At 54.7% G+C, this 19,400-nt stretch carries 16 protein-coding genes; 6 read left to right on the top strand and 10 right to left on the bottom strand.

Annotation, left to right across the window (positions count from 1 at the left end; all coding sequences use genetic code 11):
- Positions 1–17: 17 nt before the first annotated feature.
- From ldtD to ACOTXC_RS12250, 3 genes are all read left to right on the top strand, one after another.
- The gene (gene ldtD / locus ACOTXC_RS12260; RefSeq protein ID WP_421767711.1) at positions 18–1,841 is read left to right on the top strand and encodes a L,D-transpeptidase; all 1,824 of its coding nucleotides are present in this window, start codon (positions 18–20) and stop codon (positions 1,839–1,841) included.
- 175 nt (positions 1,842–2,016) lie between these two features.
- On the top strand, positions 2,017–2,568 hold the full coding sequence (locus ACOTXC_RS12255) for a YcbK family protein (RefSeq protein WP_003858202.1): 552 nt from the start codon (positions 2,017–2,019) through the stop codon (positions 2,566–2,568).
- A 20-nt stretch (positions 2,569–2,588) separates the two neighbouring features.
- Positions 2,589–3,236 carry an MBL fold metallo-hydrolase gene (locus ACOTXC_RS12250; protein ID WP_022647638.1) on the top strand — a complete coding sequence of 216 codons (648 nt, stop codon included), beginning with the start codon at positions 2,589–2,591 and terminating at the stop codon, positions 3,234–3,236.
- Positions 3,237–3,288: 52 nt separating this feature from the next.
- On the opposite strand, the gene ACOTXC_RS12245 is transcribed toward ACOTXC_RS12250, so the two are convergent.
- The 4 genes from ACOTXC_RS12245 to pncB form a co-directional block, all read right to left on the bottom strand.
- Positions 3,289–4,479 (bottom strand): amino acid aminotransferase, encoded by a 1,191-nt coding sequence (locus ACOTXC_RS12245; protein WP_023299734.1) that lies wholly within the window; start codon positions 4,477–4,479, stop codon positions 3,289–3,291.
- Positions 4,480–4,663: 184 nt separating this feature from the next.
- The gene (ompF, locus tag ACOTXC_RS12240; protein WP_023299735.1) at positions 4,664–5,722 is read right to left on the bottom strand and encodes a porin OmpF; all 1,059 of its coding nucleotides are present in this window, start codon (positions 5,720–5,722) and stop codon (positions 4,664–4,666) included.
- A gap of 606 nt (positions 5,723–6,328) precedes the next feature.
- The gene (asnS, locus tag ACOTXC_RS12235) at positions 6,329–7,729 is read right to left on the bottom strand and encodes an asparagine--tRNA ligase (RefSeq protein WP_063163386.1); all 1,401 of its coding nucleotides are present in this window, start codon (positions 7,727–7,729) and stop codon (positions 6,329–6,331) included.
- Positions 7,730–7,897: 168 nt separating this feature from the next.
- Positions 7,898–9,100, bottom strand: a complete 1,203-nt coding sequence (gene pncB / locus ACOTXC_RS12230) for a nicotinate phosphoribosyltransferase (protein WP_023299736.1) — start codon at positions 9,098–9,100, stop codon at positions 7,898–7,900.
- A gap of 253 nt (positions 9,101–9,353) precedes the next feature.
- On the opposite strand from pncB, the gene pepN reads away from it, so the two are divergent.
- A complete protein-coding gene (gene pepN / locus ACOTXC_RS12225) occupies positions 9,354–11,966 on the top strand; it encodes an aminopeptidase N (RefSeq protein ID WP_022647643.1) in 2,613 nt (870 codons plus the stop codon).
- Between the two features lie 89 nt (positions 11,967–12,055).
- Here the strand turns inward: pepN and ssuB are convergent, their stop codons facing one another.
- The 5 genes from ssuB to ssuE are packed head-to-tail and all read right to left on the bottom strand — an operon-like array spanning position 12,056 to position 16,296.
- Positions 12,056–12,826 carry an aliphatic sulfonates ABC transporter ATP-binding protein gene (gene ssuB / locus ACOTXC_RS12220; RefSeq protein WP_022647644.1) on the bottom strand — a complete coding sequence of 257 codons (771 nt, stop codon included), beginning with the start codon at positions 12,824–12,826 and terminating at the stop codon, positions 12,056–12,058.
- Entirely contained in the window at positions 12,823–13,614 is a 792-nt protein-coding gene (gene ssuC, locus ACOTXC_RS12215) for an aliphatic sulfonate ABC transporter permease SsuC (RefSeq protein WP_022647645.1), read from the bottom strand. The genes ssuB and ssuC overlap by 4 nt, the downstream gene beginning before the upstream one ends.
- Positions 13,615–13,623: 9 nt before the next feature.
- Positions 13,624–14,769, bottom strand: coding sequence for an FMNH2-dependent alkanesulfonate monooxygenase (gene ssuD, locus ACOTXC_RS12210; protein ID WP_017384817.1), 1,146 nt, complete (start codon positions 14,767–14,769; stop codon positions 13,624–13,626).
- Positions 14,766–15,728, bottom strand: coding sequence for a sulfonate ABC transporter substrate-binding protein (locus ACOTXC_RS12205; protein ID WP_022647646.1), 963 nt, complete (start codon positions 15,726–15,728; stop codon positions 14,766–14,768). Before ACOTXC_RS12205 ends, ssuD begins: the two co-directional genes overlap by 4 nt.
- Entirely contained in the window at positions 15,721–16,296 is a 576-nt protein-coding gene (gene ssuE, locus ACOTXC_RS12200) for an NADPH-dependent FMN reductase (RefSeq protein WP_022647647.1), read from the bottom strand. Before ssuE ends, ACOTXC_RS12205 begins: the two co-directional genes overlap by 8 nt.
- Positions 16,297–16,545: 249 nt before the next feature.
- Between ssuE and pyrD the strand changes: the two genes are divergently transcribed.
- Positions 16,546–17,556 (top strand): quinone-dependent dihydroorotate dehydrogenase, encoded by a 1,011-nt coding sequence (gene pyrD, locus ACOTXC_RS12195; RefSeq protein WP_023299739.1) that lies wholly within the window; start codon positions 16,546–16,548, stop codon positions 17,554–17,556.
- A 166-nt stretch (positions 17,557–17,722) separates the two neighbouring features.
- Positions 17,723–18,265 (top strand): cell division protein ZapC, encoded by a 543-nt coding sequence (gene zapC, locus ACOTXC_RS12190; protein ID WP_023299740.1) that lies wholly within the window; start codon positions 17,723–17,725, stop codon positions 18,263–18,265.
- On the opposite strand, the gene ACOTXC_RS12185 is transcribed toward zapC, so the two are convergent.
- A complete protein-coding gene (locus ACOTXC_RS12185) occupies positions 18,262–19,371 on the bottom strand; it encodes a YcbX family protein (protein WP_421767710.1) in 1,110 nt (369 codons plus the stop codon). The genes zapC and ACOTXC_RS12185 overlap by 4 nt on opposite strands.
- Between the last annotated feature and the right edge of the window lie 29 nt (positions 19,372–19,400).

Here is a 19,400-nt window from a genome sequence, read left to right as displayed (position 1 = left end):
AAAACAGGGGGCAAGGGATGTTGCTTAAGAAAGATCGTGGTCGTCAGCTGTCTGCGCTGAGTTTGTGCCTGACAGTGATGTTTGCTCCACTGTTTACCGCTCAGGCCGATGAGCCTGAAATTGTACCGACTGACAGCTCCGCGACGATGGGCGCGCAGCCGACGTCGCTGTCACAACCGCTGGATCAGTCTCCGGCGACGGCCATCATGGCCGGCATTAAACCGCTGCCGGAAGGCATCGATACTGAATCATTACGCCAGCAGCTTATGACCGGGCTGCCCTCGGGCTATACTCCCGCTTATATTAACCAGCTCACGCTGCTTTACGCTGCGCGCGATATGAAACCGATGTGGGAAAATCGCGATGCGGTACGAGCCTTCCAGCAGCAGCTGGCTGAAGTGGCGATTGCAGGTTTTCAGCCACAGTTCACGACCTGGGTTGAACTCCTGACCGACCCTGCCGTTACCGGACAGGCGCGTGATGTGGTGCTGTCTGATGCCATGATGGGCTACTTGCAGTTTGTGGCGGGGATTTCGGTGAACGGCAACCGCTGGTTATACAGCAGTAAACCGTACAAGCTGGCGACGCCCGCGCTGTCCGTCATTAATCAGTGGCAGCTGTCGCTGGACAACGGTGAACTGCCGCGCTTTATCGCAAGCCTTGCGCCCGCCCACCCGCAGTATGCCACGATGCATCAGTCGCTTCTTGAGCTGGTCGCGGATTCCCGCCCGTGGCCTCAGTTGCGTGGAACAGCAACGCTGCGTCCGGGACAATGGAGCAGCGATGTGCCTGCGATTCGCGAAATTATGAAACGGTCTGGCATGCTTGACAGCGGCCCTAAAATTGCGCTGCCCGGCGACGATACGCAAAACGCAGTCGTCAGCCCGTCGGCGCCGGTAAAAGAGAAAACCGCCGTTGCGCTGAGCAATAAGCCCGCCGCTTACGATCGCGAGCTGGTCGCTGCAGTGAAGCAGTTCCAGGCCGCGCAGGGGCTGGGCGCCGACGGCGTGATTGGTCCATCGACTCGCGACTGGCTGAACGTCTCTCCGGCCCAGCGGGCAGGGGTGCTGGCGTTGAATATCCAGCGCTTGCGCTTGCTGCCGGGCACGTTATCCACCGGCATTATGGTCAACATTCCGGCGTACTCTCTGGTCTACTTTCAGGACGGTAGCGAAGTGCTGGCGTCCCGCGTGATTGTGGGTCGACCTGACCGCAAAACGCCGATGATGAGCAGCGCGCTGAATAACGTGGTGGTTAACCCGCCGTGGAACGTGCCGCCGACGCTGGCGCGCAAAGATATCCTGCCTAAGGTCTGGAATGACCCGGGCTATCTGGAGCGACATAACTATACGGTGATGCGTGGCTGGAACAGCAAAGAAGCGATTGACCCCTGGATGGTCGACTGGTCAACGATTACGCCTTCGAACCTGCCGTTCCGTTTCCAGCAGGCACCGGGTGCGCATAACTCGCTCGGACGTTACAAATTCAATATGCCAAGTTCGGACGCAATCTATCTGCATGATACCCCGAACCATAATCTGTTCCAGAAAGACGCACGCGCGCTTAGTTCTGGCTGCGTTCGCGTGAATAAGGCCTCCGAACTGGCGAATATGCTGTTGCAGGATGCAGGCTGGAACGATACGCGGATATCAGATGCCCTGAAGCAGGGGGATACGCGTTACGTCAATATCCGCCACAATATTCCGGTCAATCTTTACTATCTGACGGCGTTTGTGGGCGCGGACGGACGTACCCAGTATCGTACAGATATTTACAATTATGATCTGACAGCGCGATCCGGCGCACAAATCTTGCCAAAAGCGGAACAATTAATCAGGTAAATGAAGTAGTTCGGTAAAAATGATTGTCGTAAGTTATGGTGAATATGAGGCGATCTGGTTGCAAGCCGCGTATTCACTGGGGTTGGGCGCCTTGACGTAGCAGGCTTTGCCAGTTATGGTGCCCTTCGTGCGCTAAGCATATTGACAATTTCTTTTACCTGTAGACCTGATTATCATGGACAAATTTGACGCTAATCGCCGCAAATTGCTGGCGTTAGGTGGCGTTGCGCTGGGCGCAGCAGCCATCCTTCCGACGCCAGCATTTGCCACCCTCTCGACACCTCGTCCGCGTATTTTAACGCTCAACAATCTGCATACTGGTGAGACGCTTAAAGCGGAATTTTTCGATGGCAGAGGCTATATTCAGGATGAATTAGCACGACTTAACCATTTTTTCCGTGATTTCCGCGCGAACAAAATCAAAGCCATCGACCCTGGATTATTCGATCAGCTTTACCGCTTGCAGGGACTGCTGGGGACCAAAAGGCCGGTGCAACTCATTTCTGGCTATCGCTCTCTGGATACCAACAATGAACTGCGCGCCCACAGCCGTGGGGTAGCGAAAAAAAGCTATCACACCAAAGGGCAGGCGATGGATTTCCATATTGAAGGCGTTTCGTTAGCCAATATTCGCAAAGCGGCGTTATCTATGCGCGCAGGTGGTGTAGGATACTACCCACGTAGCAACTTTGTGCATATTGATACCGGGCCGGTTCGGCACTGGTAATAACGAAACACAGGAGCAGTATGAACTATCGTATTATTCCGGTTACCGCGTTCTCACAGAACTGTTCATTGATCTGGTGTGAACAAACTAAACTGGCCGCGCTTGTTGATCCCGGTGGCGACGCTGAGACAATCAAGCAGGAAGTCGCTGCCAGCGGTGTAACGCTGATGCAGATTTTACTGACCCATGGCCATCTTGACCATGTGGGTGCAGCGGCTGAACTGGCTGAACACTACGGTGTGCCGATTATCGGCCCGGAAAAAGAAGATGAGTTCTGGCTTCAGGGGCTGCCTGCCCAAAGCCGCATGTTTGGTCTGGATGACTGTCAGCCACTGACACCGGACCGCTGGCTGAACGAAGGCGATCGCGTTAACGTAGGGAATGTAACTTTACAGGTGTTGCATTGCCCCGGGCATACGCCTGGCCATATTGTCTTCTTTGATGACGCGTCGCGTCTGCTGATTTCCGGTGACGTGATTTTCAAAGGGGGCGTAGGACGCAGCGATTTCCCACGCGGCGATCACGGTCAGCTGATTCAGTCGATTAAGCAGAAGTTATTACCGTTAGGTGATGATGTGACGTTTATCCCTGGACACGGACCAATGTCAACGCTGGGCGATGAGCGGTTGCATAACCCGTTCCTTCAGGATGAAATGCCTGTCTGGTAAACCCTTTCAATAAAAAAGCCTGCGCGATGCAGGCTTTTTTTATGGGTGCAGGTTACAGCACCGCGACAATGGCTTCGCACAGTGGCGCCATGTTGTCAGGCGTCATACCTGCAACGTTCACGCGGCCAGAGGCAACGGCATAGACGCCAAACTCTTCACGCAGGCGCAGCACCTGCTCTTTGGTCAGGCCGCTGAAGGAGAACATGCCGTTCTGCTTGATGATGAAGCTGAAGTCACGGTCGGCGCCTTTCTCAGCCAGCGTGTTCACAAACAGCAGACGCATGCGTTGAATGCGCTGACGCATATCGTTCAGCTCTTGTTCCCAGATTGCGCGCAGCGCATCGTTGCTCAGGATCGTCGCAACTACAGACGCACCGTGTGCCGGTGGGTTGGAGTAGTTAGCGCGGATCACGGACTTCATCTGGCTGAATGCGCGATCGACAGTTTGATCGTCAGCGGCCACCAGCGTACAGGCGCCGACACGCTCGTTATACAGACCAAAGTTCTTGGAATAGGAGCTTGCGACAATCAGCTCCTGATGGACGGCGGCGAATGCGCGCAGACCTTCAGCATCTTCTTCCAGACCACGGGCAAAGCCCTGGTAAGCGAAGTCGAACAGCGGCAGCCAGCCTTTTTCAACGGACAGCTTAGCCAGCTGTTCCCACTGTTCAAGCGTAGGATCGATACCAGTTGGGTTATGGCAGCAGCCATGGAACAGCACCACATCGCCCGCCTGGGCTTCGCTCAGGCTGGCCAGCAAACCATCGAAGTCCAGCGCGTGGTTTGCCGCGTCATAGTAGGCGTATTCACGGACTTCCAGACCCGCAGAATTAAACACGCTCTTGTGGTTCGGCCAGCTTGGATTGCTTACCCAGACACGCTTCACAGAGGTGTTTTTCGCCAGGAAATCTGCCGCCACGCGCAGTGCGCCGGTACCGCCTGGGGTCTGCGCCGTGCGGGCGCGTTTTTCGCTCACAATGGTGCTGCCTTTGCCGAACAGCAGCTCCTGGGTGCAGCGACCAAATTCAGGGATACCATCAATACCGAGGTAGTTTTTGGTGGTTTCGTTTTCCAGCAGATACTGCTCAGCTTTTTTGACGCTGGTCAGTACCGGAGTTTTGCCGGTTTCATCTTTATATACACCAATACCCAGGTTGATTTTGCCAGGGCGGTCGTCGGCACGAAACAGATCGGCCAGGCCCAGAATTGGGTCGGCAGGAGCGGCAGTAATGTTCTCAAACATGACGAAGTTCCATTGTGATTACAGAAGTGAAATCCGCTATCAGGTTAACGGTAGATTTACAAAATGCCAACCGTTTGCGACGAAAAGCGTGCGGCTTTTCAAAAGTCGCTATTATTTTCTCTCGGGAATAAAAAAACAGGGCCGAAGCCCTGTTCATTAAGCATATAGCAACGAGGTGTGCTGATTAGAACTGGTAAACCAGACCCAGAGCCACAATGTCGTCGTTGTTGATGCCCAGCTTGTTGTCGTCTTTCAGCTGGTTGATCTGATAGTCAACATAGGTAGACATGTTTTTGTTGAAGTAGTAGGTCGCACCGATATCAACGTAGTTGATGTAGTCTTCGTCACCGATACCTTCTACGTCTTTCGCTTTAGATTTGTAGTAAGCGATGGATGGACGCAGGCCGAAATCGAACTGGTACTGAGCGACAACAGAGAAGTCCTGAGACTTGTTAGCGAAACCACGGCTGCCCAGGCGCGCTGCGTTACGCATTTCGCCATAAATGGCTGCCAGGTAGATGTTGTTCGCGTCGTATTTCAGGCCGGTTGCCCACTGTTCAGCTTTGTCGCCTTTACCCCATTCCAGCGTCTGCTGGTTGTTGGTACGGTCAGCGGCGCCATAAGCACCGACAATGCCGAAGCCTTCGTAGTCATAGCTCAGAGAGGTCGCCCAGCCGTCGCCGTTGGAACGTACCGCGTCATCACGTTCATTTTTACCCAGGTACTGAACACCAAAGTTCAGACCGTCAACCAGGCCGAAGAAGTTGCTGTTACGGTAAGTCGCCAGACCACCCGTACGGCCTGCGAAGAAGTTATCGCTCGCGCCGGTGTCGCCGCCGAACTCAGGCAGCATATCGGTGATGCCGATTGCGTCATAGACCAGACCGTAGTTACGACCGTAGTCGAAGGAGCCTGCGTCACCAAATTTCAGACCTGCGAATGCCAGACGGGTTTTGTTGCCGTTCTGCGCATCGCCGCCTTCAGAGTTGTTACCCTGGAAGTTGTATTCCCACTGACCGTAGCCAGTCAGCTGATCGTTGATCTGAGTTTCACCTTTGAAGCCCAGACGCGCGTAAGTGTTGTCGCCATCGTTGCCCGCGTAATCAGAGAAGTAATGCAGGCCAACTGCTTTCCCGTAAAGATCTAATTTGTTGCCGTCTTTGTTATAGATTTCAGCAGCGTTTGCTGCACCGGCTACCAGCAGGGCAGGGACTACCACTGCCAGGATATTGCGCTTCATCATTATTTATTACCCTCATTGGTTTTTTTATGACACTCGCCACTGCCGTCAATAAATTCTGTCAATAAATATTTCCGGAACTATTGATGAGAGTTAGGTGTCTTTATGTGTCTGACAGGCATCTTTCCATTCATAGAACCGTTTCGCTACACTGAAAGTGCTACAATCTTCAAGATTCAGTTACCAAAAGAAAATATGTGTAACTAAATATGTATTTTTGGGAACTTTGTGAAGCACCTCAAATTTCAGCGCGTTCTGGTGAATTAAACCTCCGCTTTATTCTTATATATATGATTTCCTTATGTTTAATTTAGCTAAAGGTCTTTCGTATAAACAGAAGTTAAACGGCTCATTTTTTCTTATAATCGACAAAAGCCATCCAGATGGCTGTGAAAGTGGTTGTTTTTTGTGCTATTGCGTAAGGATTGTATTAAGCGCAATAAGAATAGGGTTATTTTTTTGTCTAAGGATATTTCGTGGAAACAAAACGTAACAGGTAGAGGGAATTGCGGGGTTGTGGTTTATAGACGCTTACTTTTGACTGACGAAAACTGACATTGCAGGATAAAATAATGGCCAGCATTTGCTGGCCATTAATGATTTGGTCGGTTAGAAACTTGCGTTACGCGGTGTGCGTGGGAACGGAATCACATCACGTACGTTCTGAACACCTGTTACGTAAGCAATCAGACGTTCGAAGCCCAGGCCAAAGCCAGAGTGCGGAACGGTGCCGTAGCGACGGAGATCGCGATACCAGCTGTAGTCCGCCGGGTTCAGGCCCATCTCCTGCATACGCGCGTCCAGCACATCCAGGCGCTCTTCACGCTGGGAGCCACCGATGATCTCACCGATGCCCGGCGCCAGAACATCCATCGCGGCAACGGTTTTACCATCTTCGTTAAGGCGCATATAGAACGCCTTAATGTCTTTCGGATAGTTTTTCACCACAACCGGTGCTTTGAAGTGCTTCTCTGCCAGATAACGTTCATGCTCGGAGGAGAGATCCACGCCCCAGTAAACCGGGTTTTCGAATTTCTCACCGCATTTTTCCAGGATAGCGACCGCGTCGGTGTAATCCACCTGCGCGAAGTCTGCGGAGACGAAGCGCTCAAGACGGGCGATGGCGTCGTTATCGACACGCTCAGCGAAGAATTTCATGTCGTCTGCGCGTTCTTCGAGAACGGCTTTGAACACGTATTTCAGCATCGCTTCTGCCAGGCCTGCCACGTCATTCAGATCGGCAAAGGCGACTTCCGGCTCCAGCATCCAGAATTCCGCCAGGTGACGGCTGGTGTTAGAGTTTTCCGCACGGAAGGTTGGGCCGAAGGTGTAGATCTTAGACAGCGCACAGGCGTAGGTTTCGCCGTTGAGCTGGCCGGAAACCGTCAGGAAGGCTTCTTTACCAAAGAAGTCTTTGTCGTAATCGACTTTTCCTTCCGGCGTACGTGGCAGGTTTTCCATATCCAGCGTTGAAACGCGGAACATTTCACCTGCGCCTTCGGTATCGGATGCCGTGATCAGCGGAGTAGACACCCAGAAGTAACCCTGCTCGTCAAAGAAGCGATGCAGCGCCTGCGCCAGCGTATGACGCACGCGCGCCACTGCACCAATCAGGTTGGTGCGCGGACGCAGGTGCGCAACTTCACGCAGATATTCGATGCTGTGACGCTTTGCAGCCATCGGATAGGTGTCCGGATCTTCAACCCAGCCGGTCACTTCCACCGATTTCGCCTGAATTTCGTAGCTCTGACCCTGGCCCGGAGAGGCCACCACAACACCGGTGACGATCACGGAACAGCCGGTTGTCAGGTGCAGAACGTCATCATTGTAATTGGGCAGAGAATTATTAATGACGGCCTGTACAGGATCAAAGCAGGAACCGTCATAGACGGCGAGGAAGGAGATGCCAGCTTTAGAATCTCGGCGAGTACGCACCCATCCGCGCACGGTGACCTCCTGGTCAACGGCGACACGGCCCTGGAGTACGTCGGCTACAGGCACAACGCTCATAATATTCTCTCTGTTAATAGTCGGAAAAAATAAACACTTGTCCGCCCTTATAGGGGGGATATCTATGTTACCTGCCATCCGCTATCAGACAAGTAAATTTCACCGTCTTAAGAGAAGAAATAAGAAATTAATAAGAGAAGGGGAGCCATGAAGGCTCCCCCGAAGCCGTTAACTGGCTTTTTTAACCTGAGGCAGATCGAAGGCTTTACGTAATGCGCGGACAAACGCTTTGTCATGGCAGATGGTTTTGCCCGGGCTGTCGGAGAGCTTCGCGACCGGCTTACCGTTACATTCCACTAGCTTTATGACGATGTTCAGCGGTTTCACCTGGGGGATATCACAGGTTAAGCGCGTACCAATTCCGAAACTCAGGTTCACCCGCGATGAGAAGTGGCGATAAAGGTCGACGGCTTTCGCCAGGTCAAGGTTATCGGAGAAGACCAGCACCTTACTCATGGGATCGATACCCAGTTTTTCGTAATGGGCGATGGCTTTCTCACCCCATTCAACCGGGTCCCCGGAATCATGGCGCAAACCCTGGTAGCGTTCGGCAAACTCAGGGCCAAAGTCGCGCAGGAACGCGTCCATGGTAATGCAGTCGGTAAGGGCAATACCCAGCCGATCCGGGTATTCCTCAAGCCACGCGGCGAGGGCGGCGCGCTGGCTGTTGGCAAGGTCAGGGCTGATCTGCTGGTGCGCCTGGAACCATTCGTGCGCCTGGGTACCCATCGGCGTTAAATCAAGGCGACGCGCCAGATCGTAGTTACTGGTGCCAACGAACCACGGCTCCTGTTGCAGACGTCTGACAATGGCTTCCTGAACCTCGCGAGAGAAGCGGCGGCGCGTGCCAAAGTCCATCAGACGGAAGCGGGACATATCCAGCCCTTCTGTCAGTCTGGAAAACTCAACGAGTTTATTCTCCAGAGCAGCAACCGCCTGCGTTACACCGGTTTCAGGGGAGCGATAGCGGTGGGCCAGCTCGCTGATCACGGCCAGAAGCGGCACTTCCCACATGATCACTTCGCGCCACGGGCCGGTCAGACGAATGTCCAGCTTGCCGTTATCATTGGTGACGGTGACCTGTTCCGGCTTATAGCGGAACTCACGCAGCCAGTTCAGATAGTCCGCTTTAAAGAAAGGCAGGCCTGAAAGCCACTGATATTCGTCATCGGTGAGCGCCAGATGCTGCATGGCATCGACCTGTTCACGAATGGAATCTGCGTAGATACCCAGCAAGTCGTCACCCCGGCAGCGAAATTCCGCCGCAACATGAACATCATGATAGTGGTGAAACACGGCTTGCTGCATATGCAGCTTGTACGCGTCGGTATCCAGCAACGTATGCAGAACCGGAGAAGCGAATTGAGTCATAGGTGCGCTGTAGCATCCTCTCACGGGAGCGTTTAGTACAATAAACAACTCCGGAGTATACCCTGTTTAGTGATTTATTGAACCCCGATCACAACATAAGCACACTTTATGGTCGAGCGCATTTCGTGCCCCGTGTTATAAAAATGTAGCAAAAACGGCGTTGTGCCTGAAAAGATGAACATTCTGCATAGCGCGTTTTACACAACCGGAATATATTGAATCGTTACTCGACAAACGATGCATAAGGTTTTCTATGACACAACAGCCACAAGCTAAATACCGCCACGACTACCGTGCGCCGGATTACCTGATAAGCGATATCGATCTGACCTTCGACCTGGATGCCACAAAAACCGTCGTCACGGCGGTAAGCCAGGTGACGCGCCAGAGCGCGACAGCCGTGCCGCTGCGTCTGGATGGTGAAGACCTGACGCTGGTTTCCCTGCATATTAATGATGAAGCCTGGTCAGACTATAAAGAAGAAGGCAACCAGCTGGTCATCGACAACCTGCCGGAACGCTTTACCCTGCGCATCGTGAATGAAATCAGCCCTGCCGCCAATACCGCGCTGGAAGGGCTTTACCAGTCAGGCGTAGCCCTGTGCACCCAATGTGAAGCCGAAGGGTTCCGCCACATTACCTGGTATCTGGATCGCCCGGACGTCCTGGCGCGCTTTACCACCAAAATTATTGCCGACAAAACGCTGTACCCGTACCTGCTTTCCAACGGCAACCGGATTGGTGAAGGGGAACTGGAGAATGGCCGTCACTGGGTACAGTGGCAGGATCCGTTCCCGAAACCCTGCTACCTGTTTGCGCTGGTGGCGGGCGATTTCGATGTTCTGCGCGACACCTTTAAAACGCGCTCTGGCCGTGAAGTCGCGCTGGAGCTGTTCGTGGACCGTGGCAACCTTGACCGCGCCCCGTGGGCAATGACCTCCCTCATCAACTCCATGAAGTGGGATGAAACGCGCTTTGGCCTCGAATATGACCTCGACATCTATATGATCGTTGCTGTCGATTTCTTCAATATGGGCGCGATGGAGAATAAAGGTCTTAACATCTTCAACTCCAAATACGTGCTGGCGCGTACCGATACCGCAACGGATAAAGATTACCTCGATATCGAACGCGTTATCGGCCACGAATATTTCCATAACTGGACCGGGAACCGCGTCACCTGCCGCGACTGGTTCCAGCTGAGCCTGAAAGAGGGCTTAACCGTCTTCCGCGATCAGGAGTTCAGCTCCGATCTGGGATCGCGGGCGGTAAACCGCATCAACAACGTGCGCACCATGCGTGGTCTGCAATTTGCAGAAGATGCCAGCCCAATGGCCCATCCGATCCGCCCGGATAAAGTCATTGAGATGAATAACTTCTACACCCTGACGGTGTACGAAAAAGGCGCTGAAATTATCCGCATGATCCACACCCTGCTGGGCGAAGCGAATTTCCAGAAAGGGATGCAGCTTTACTTCGAGCGTCATGACGGCAGTGCGGCCACCTGCGACGATTTCGTCCAGGCGATGGAAGACGCCTCTAACGTGGATCTGTCTCATTTCCGCCGCTGGTACAGCCAGGCCGGTACGCCGATTGTGACGGTCAAAGACGACTACAACCCGGAAACTGAGCAGTACACGCTGACCATCAGCCAGCGCACACCGCCAACGGCGGAGCAGGAAGAGAAACATCCGCTGCACATTCCGTTCAGCGTTGAGCTGTACGACAACGAAGGCAACGTGATCCCGTTACAGAAGGGCGGTCACCCGGTGCATAACGTGCTGAACGTGACCCAGGCAGAGCAGACCTTTATCTTTGATAACGTCTATTTCCAGCCTGTTCCTGCCCTGCTGTGCGAGTTCTCCGCGCCGGTGAAACTCGAATACAAGTGGAGCGATCAGCAGCTGACGTTCCTGATGCGTCACGCGCGCAACGATTTCTCGCGCTGGGATGCGGCACAAAGCCTGCTGGCGACCTACATCAAGCTGAACGTCAACCGTTACCAGCAGGGCCAGCCGCTGACGCTGCCGGTTCATGTGGCAGACGCGTTCCGTGCCATCCTGCTGGATGAGAATATTGACCCGGCGCTGGCGGCTGAAATTTTAACGCTGCCGTCTGCGACTGAAATCGCCGAGCTGTTTGACATCATCGACCCCATTGCGATCGTCGCCGTGCGTGAAGCGCTGACCCGCACGCTGGCGACCGAACTGGCAGATGAGTTCCTCGCAATTTACAACGCCAACAAGCTGGACGCGTATCGGGTGGAACATGCGGATATCGGTAAACGTTCCCTGCGCAATACCTGCCTGCGCTATCTGGCATTTGGTGAGGCAGAGCTGGCGAACACGCTGGTCAGCAAGCAGTACCACGAAGCCGATAACATGACGGATGCGCTGGCCGCGCTGGCTGCAAGCGTTGCCGCCGAGCTGCCGTGCCGCGATGCGCTTATGCAGGAGTACGACGACAGGTGGCATCAGGATGGTCTGGTAATGGACAAGTGGTTCATTCTTCAGGCCACCAGCCCGGCAGCCGATGTACTCAGCAACGTACGCAGCCTGCTGAAGCACCGTTCGTTCACCATGAGCAACCCGAACCGCGTCCGCTCCCTGATTGGCGCGTTTGCCAGCAGCAACCCGGCCGCGTTCCATGCTGAAGACGGCAGCGGTTATCAGTTCATGGTTGAAATGCTGACCGAGCTGAACAGCCGTAACCCGCAGGTGGCGTCTCGTCTGATTGAGCCGCTGATCCGCCTGAAACGCTACGATGCGCAGCGTCAGGCGAAAATGCGTGCCGCACTTGAGCAGCTGAAAGGGCTGGAAAATTTGTCTGGCGATCTGTACGAGAAGATTACAAAGGCGCTGGCCTGATGTAAAAAAGCCCGGTGGCGCTTCGCTTACCGGGCCTACGATTTGCCCTTGCGCCGTGCTCCCTGTTGAAGAGGGCCGGGGTGAGGGCATCAGGCATTAGCCTTTATCCGCTGAATCTCCGCTTCTCCACGTTTCATCACTCTATCCAGCACTTCCGCCTCCAGCTCCGCCAGTCTGGCCGATCCCACCCGGCGAGGACGTGGAATATCCACCGTCAGATCCAGACCAATTTTACCCTCTTCTATTAACAGCACCCTGTCTGCCATTGCCACAGCTTCGCTTACGTCATGCGTCACCAGCAGCACCGTAAAGCCGTGCGTCTGCCAGAGGGTTTCAATCAGATCCTGCATCTCGATCCGCGTCAGGGCATCAAGCGCGCCGAGCGGTTCATCAAGCAGCAGCAGGCCGGGACGATGAATCAGCGCGCGTGCCAGCGCTACGCGCTGCTTTTGTCCACCCGACAGGGCCGCAGGCCACTCTCCCGCGCGATTCTCCAGCCCTACCGCGGCGAGTGCCTGCCGGGCATCCTCCCGCCAGCTACCCTTCAGGCCCAGCCCGACGTTATCCATCACCGTTTTCCACGGCAGCAGACGCGCGTCCTGAAACATCATGCGCGTATCATCCTGAATCGTGGACAGCGGCGTGGTGCCTGCCAGAATGTCACCGCTGTTTGGCGCCTCCAGCCCGGCTAAAAGACGCAGCAGGGTACTCTTGCCGCCACCGCTGCGGCCAACAACGGCCACAAACTGTCCGGCAGGAATATGCAGATCCAGTGCATTCAGAATGGTGTTGTCGCCGTAGCGTTTGGTCACGCCGTTCAGCAGTAACGGTGTTCCCTGGTTCAGTCGTGCAGTATTCATGCTTTCGCCTCCTGAGCGGTGTAGGCCGGGTTCCAGCGCAGCCAGCTACGTTCCAGCCACTGGGCGCTGACGTCCGCAAGTTTGCCGAGCAGGGCATAAAGGATAATGGCAACCACCACCACGTCCGTTTGCAGGAACTCGCGGGCGTTCATCGCCAGATAACCAATGCCGGAGTTGGCCGAAATGGTTTCCGCCACGATCAGGGTTAGCCACATCAGGCCGAGCGCAAAACGTACCCCAACCATAATGGAGGGCAGGGCGCCCGGCAGGATCACATGGGTAAACAGGGCAAAACCTGACAGGCCATAGCTGCGGGCCATCTCAACCAGACCGCGATCGATATTGCGGATCCCATGCCAGGTATTGATATAAATCGGGAATAATGTTCCCAGCGCCACGAGGAAAATTTTGGCGCTCTCATCAATGCCGAACCACAGGATAACCAGCGGAATAAGCGCCAGATGCGGCACGTTACGCAGCATTTGAACGGAGGTATCCAGCAGCCGCTCACCCCAGCGGGACAGGCCGCTGATCAGCCCCAGCGTCAGGCCGATGCTCCCGCCAATCGAAAAGCCGATTACCGCGCGCCAGGAGCTGATGGCAAGATGTTGCCACAGCTCACCGCTGGCGCTTAGCGACCAGAACGCTTCCACAACGCCCTCCGGAGAGGGCAAAATACGGCTCGACAGCCAGCCAGTTGAAGACGCCAGTTGCCAGACGAGGACAATGCCGACGGGCAGAAACCACGGCGCGGCGCGCAGCAGCCATTTTTGTGCGGTTTCAGACATGGTGGCTCCTTAACTTTGCGCGACTTTTCTCGGGATAAACGCATTCGCCACGGCTTCGCCCTGCAACTGAAGCTGACGTGGCTGCGGAATTTCCGGGATAGCGACATCCAGGTGCGGGAAGAGCAGTTCTCCCACCTTGTAGGCCTCCTCCAGATGCGGGTAGCCAGACAGGATAAAGCTGTCGATCCCCAGCGCCGCGTATTCATTAATGCGTGCCGCTACGGTTGGACCGTCGCCGACCAGCGCCGTACCGGCGCCGCCACGCACCAGACCCACCCCGGCCCACAGGTTCGGGCTGATCTCAAGATTTTCACGCTTGCCGTTGTGCAGGGAGGCCATTCGGTGTTGGCCCACTGAGTCGGTTTTGGCAAACGCCGCCTGTGCTTTGGCGATAGTGTCGTCGTCCAGATGAGCGATCAGACGGTCGGCAGCTTGCCAGGCCTCGTCGTTGGTTTCGCGTACGATCACGTGCAGGCGAATGCCGAAGCGCACCGTACGGCCATGTTCTGCGGCTTTGGCGCGTACCTGAGCAATTTTCTCTTTAACCAGCTCCGGTGGCTCGCCCCAGGTCAGATAGAGATCGACCTGCTCAGCCGCCAGCTCCTGCGCCACGTCCGACGATCCGCCGAAATAAAGGGGAGGGCGCGGCTGTTGTACCGGCGGGAAGTAGAGTTGCGCATCGCGAACGTGAATATGTTTTCCTTCGAAGGTGACGGTTTCCCCTTCCAGCAGACGTCGCCAGACGCGGGTGAACTCTGCGGAGGCTTCATAGCGCTCGGTATGATCGAGAAAAACGCCATCGCCCGCCAGCTCCTGCGGATCGCTGCCCGTCACCAGGTTGAACAGCGCGCGGCCGTTGGAGAGCCTGTCCAGCGTTGCCGCCTGGCGTGCCGCGACGGTGGGCGACACCACGCTTGGGCGCAAGGCTACCAGGAATTTCAGGCGCTGGGTGACGGGGATCATCGACGCGGCAACCAGCCACGCGTCCTCACATGAACGGCCCGTCGGGATCAGCACCCCGGTAAAACCGATGCGGTCTGCCGCCTGGGCGATCTGCTGTAGATAGCCGTGATCGACCGGGCGGGCGCCTTCTTCTGTGCCAAGATAGTGTCCATCACCGTGGGTGGGTAAAAACCAGAAAAGATTCAGACTCATGATTTTTTTCCTTCAATGCCAGCGGGTTGCCAGATGCGTTCGCGAATATTCACCTGCTTTGGAACCAGGCGGTTTTGATAAAAGAGGTCTGCCGTTTGCTGCTGGAGGGCGGCAACGTGGGCGTCAACCGGCGCTATGGTGGTGGGAGGACGGTGGTCAAGATAGGTGGCGATCACCGGTTCAGGCAGGCCCATGGTTTTTGCCAGTAGCGTGATGCTCTGCTGACGCTGGCTTTGGGTCAGCGCATCGGCCTGAGAGAAGGTATCCAGCACCTGCTGAATAAATGCGCCATTTTTTTCAGCGTAAGGACGTGCCGCCAGGTAGAACGAACCGGTTTGTTTCAGGGTGGTGCCGTCTTTCAGCACCCGCACACCGCCTTGCAACAGTGCGGCGGAGTAGTACGGATCCCAGATAGCCCAGGCATCAACATTTTTTTGCTGAAACGCCGCGCGCGCATCGGCAGGCGTCAGGTAAACGGGCTGGATATCGGTGAATTTAAGGCCGGCCTCCTGCAACGCGCGCAGCAGCAGGTTGTGCGAGCTGGAACCTTTCTGGAAAGCAACCTTATGGCCTTTGAGATCGGCGACGCTTTTGATCTCGCTGTTTTCCGGCACCAAAATAACCTCTGCCTTCGGCTTGGCGGGTTCAACGCCAACGTAAACCAGATCCGCCCCGGCCGCCTGGGCAAAGATCGGCGGGATATCGCCGGTGCTGCCTAAATCAATACTCCCGACGTTCAGCGCCTCCAGCATCTGCGGTCCGGCAGGGAACTCGACCCATGAGAATTTGGTCTGCGGGAAACGTTTCTCCAGCAGCGCATGGCTTTTCGCCAGCACCATGCTGACGCTGCCTTTCTGATAACCGATACGCAGGCTCTCCGGCGTTTTCTCCGCCGCCTGAGCCAGCGATGCCACTGCCAGCAGACCTGCCAGCCCGATACGGGTAACTGTTTTAAACATGCGCCACTCCTTGTGATTGATGAAATGCCGCCGCGTGGCGATCCCGACGATTAAGGGCGTGCCAGAAGGTTTCAAGCGCGCTGTCGAGGCGGGTTTGCAGATTCGGCGTGAAATGCGGTTTATGCTGGTAGTCGATTACCTGTGAGTCGTCAGCGAAGACGCCATGCAGGATCTCCTGCGCTTTCAGCGCGTTCAGAACCGGCTTGAGGGCATAATCCACCGCCAGTAAATGGGCTACCGTACCGCCTGTGGCCAGCGGCAGGACGACCTTACCGTCCAGCGCGCGTTCGGGCAGCAGATCGAGCAGCGTTTTCAGTGCACCGGAAAAAGAGGCTTTATAAATTGGTGTCGCGACGACCAACCCGTCAGCACGCTTAAGTTGTTCGATCAGGGTTTTCAGCGCCGGGCTGTCGAAACGTGCGTAGAGCAGATCTTCAGGCGCGAAATTGTGCAAATTCCAGTGACACACTTCGACATCCAGAGCATTAAGCTTTTCGCGAGCGTATTCCAGCAGTGCGCTGGATCGAGAGGGGAAGCGGGGGCTTCCGGCCAGGGTAATGACGCGCATGGTTGCTCCTTATAACTAATTGTTTGCTTTTATCTAACATTCATAACAATTTTCAGGAGTGTGACATTGCGTGGTTATTCCACTAAATGATTTATCCTCAGGATGAATGCAGAAAAAAGCATAAGAAGCGAACCGATAAGTAAACGATTGCGTTTTACATGGCTTTTTTTGCCACAGGTCAATTCCCTTTCCGGGCAGGATCGCACATAATCCCCTCCCGGTTTGCACACCGGGAATCCAGGAGAGTTCATGTACTACCCCTTCGTTCGTAAAGCCCTTTTCCAGCTCGATCCTGAGCGCGCTCATGAATTTACATTTCAGCAGTTACGTCGTATTACAGGAACACCTCTGGCCGCGCTGGTGCGTCAAAACGTGCCGGAAAAACCTGTCCAATGCATGGGCCTGACGTTCAAAAATCCACTGGGCCTTGCGGCCGGTCTGGACAAAAATGGCGAATGCATTGATGCACTCGGTGCGATGGGCTTTGGCTCGATCGAAATCGGGACGGTGACGCCGCGTCCGCAGCCGGGAAATGACAAGCCACGTCTGTTCCGCCTGGTTGAAGCCGAGGGGCTGATCAACCGCATGGGCTTTAATAACCTTGGCGTCGATCATCTGGTTGAGAACGTTAAGAAAGCCCATTTTGATGGTGTGCTGGGTATTAATATTGGCAAAAATAAAGACACGCCAGTCGAGCAGGGTAAAGATGACTATCTGATTTGTATGGAAAAAGTCTATGCCTATGCCGGTTATATCGCGGTGAATATATCCTCGCCTAACACCCCAGGGCTGCGTTCATTACAATATGGCGAAGCGCTCGACGATCTTCTTGGCGCCATTAAAAATAAACAAACGGCACTACAGGCGATCCACCATAAATATGTTCCGGTCGCGGTTAAGATCGCCCCGGATCTTTCGGCAGAAGAATTGATCCAGGTTGCCGACAGTTTAGTTCGCCATAATATTGATGGTGTGATTGCGACCAATACAACGCTCGATCGCTCCCTCGTCCAGGGAATGAAAAACTGTGACGAAGCGGGTGGATTAAGTGGCCGTCCGGTACAATTAAAAAGCACCGAAATTATTCGCGCACTCTCCGCGGAATTAAAAGGCCAGCTGCCGATTATTGGCGTGGGTGGCATTGACTCCGTCATCGCTGCACGTGAGAAGATGGCGGCAGGGGCTTCACTGGTGCAAATTTATTCCGGCTTTATTTTTAAAGGGCCGCCATTGATTAAAGAAATTGTCACGCATATCTAATCTTTTCTCTTAATCAGACAACCAGGGCTTTATTTCCAGCCCTGGTTGTTTTATATTCCGTCATTGTTGCTTATTTAGACATTATAGTCTTTTATTACTAGTGTTATAAGCGAAGCGGCAAACAGGACATTTTTAGTACAGGACGTTTTGGGGACGGGAGAGAAACATGCGAATTAAACCTGACGATAACTGGCGCTGGTATTTTTGTGACGAGCATGACCGTATGATGCTCGACTTAGCCAATGGCATGTTGTTTCGCTCTCGTTTTGCGCGCCGAATGTTAACGCCAGACGCGTTTGCTCCCTCAGGCTTTTGCGTTGACGACGCTGCACTCTATTTCTCTTTTGAAGAAAAATGCCGCGACTTCAATCTCTCCAAAGAACAGCGCGCTGAACTGGTACTAAATGCGCTGGTGGCGATCCGTTTCCTGAAACCACAAATGCCGAAAAGCTGGCATTTCCTCGCGCACGGTATGAGTTGGACCCCGGCTATCGGCGATGCGGCCAGCGTCAATCTGAGCGATACCGAAGAAGAGGTGAATTTGCTGGTGGTTGAACCCGGTGAAAACGCTGCGCTCTGTTTGCTGGCCCAACCCGGCGTGACCATTGCCGGGCGAGTCATGCAGTTAGGTGATGCCATCAAAGTGATGAATGACAGGCTGAAGCCTCAGCTGCGCGTCGATTCCTTCAGCCTCGAACAGGCGGTTTAAGCTTCCAGCTGTACGGATGTTTTCGGTACACAGCTACAGCACAGGATCGTGCCGTCACTGCCAATCGCAGATTTCTTCAGGGCACTCACTTCACCATCGACCAGTTTAATGCGACAGCATCCGCAAATCCCCGCGCGACAGGAATAAGGTACGCGGATACCCGCCTGCTCCAGCTGTTCCAGTAGCACCTGCTGATTGTTACCACGAATAACTTTGCCTTCCCAGTGAATATCCACCGCGGAAGCGACGTTGGTGACAACGTCAACCATTTCTTCTTCCTGGCCTGCGCCGTACATTCTTGCAGGCCCGCGGGTAAGAATTTCGACCTCGTCGCCCACGCGGATTACGCCGCTGGAGCGGGGGATCAGGTTCTGGCCGAAGTCGACATCACCGTTATCCTGCGCGGTACGAAATGATTGCAAGGTTTTCAGCGGTTCGCCGGAAGGGTGTTTCTGGCCTTTCTCCGGGCTGACGGTGGTAAAAATACAGCGGCTGCACGGCTTCACGACATCAAAGATAACGCTGCCGATGCGGATCACTTTCCAGGTATCTTCATCCCAGGCATCCGCTCCGGTCACCACCAGATTCGGGCGAAACTGCTCCATCTGCACGCTGGCTTTGCAACGGGTTTGTAAATCACGTAGCGAGGCCTCGCTGGTCAGCAGGAAGGGAAAACCATCCGCAAAGGAGAGGGGAACCGCGTCGTGGCGTTTCACGCGACGAGTCAGCGCAGGCCCAACCCAGCGCAGCTGAACGTCACGTGAGAAAAAGCCGCTCAGCCACTGGTTAATGTTATCCGGCGCGATACGCGCGGTAAAATGATTGCCCCACACTTCCGTTGGCGCTTCAACCGGCGCAAAATCAGCAAAGCGGATCACGACGCTTGAACCGTCTGGCGCGGTCAAATGCAATCCGTCATGAAGCGGGGAAGGCGTAAAGCGAACCATCTGCGGGAACTGACGTGCGGTGATGAACGTACCGTCAGGCTCGGTGATCATAAAAATACGATCGAAGGCGAATCCGCTCATATCGGCCAGCGCGTGCGTCACGCCGATACCGCGCATGGATTTCACCGGATGAATAAAAAGCCTGGATAACGTCGCCACTGCACACTCCCGCTAAATAAAATAAGCCT

Origin of the sequence: Enterobacter cloacae complex sp. IR5428 (assembly GCF_049238585.1) — a bacterium.
GTDB classification, from domain to species: Bacteria; Pseudomonadota; Gammaproteobacteria; order Enterobacterales; family Enterobacteriaceae; genus Enterobacter; species Enterobacter intestinihominis.
This window is presented reverse-complemented; position numbering and strand designations above follow the sequence as displayed.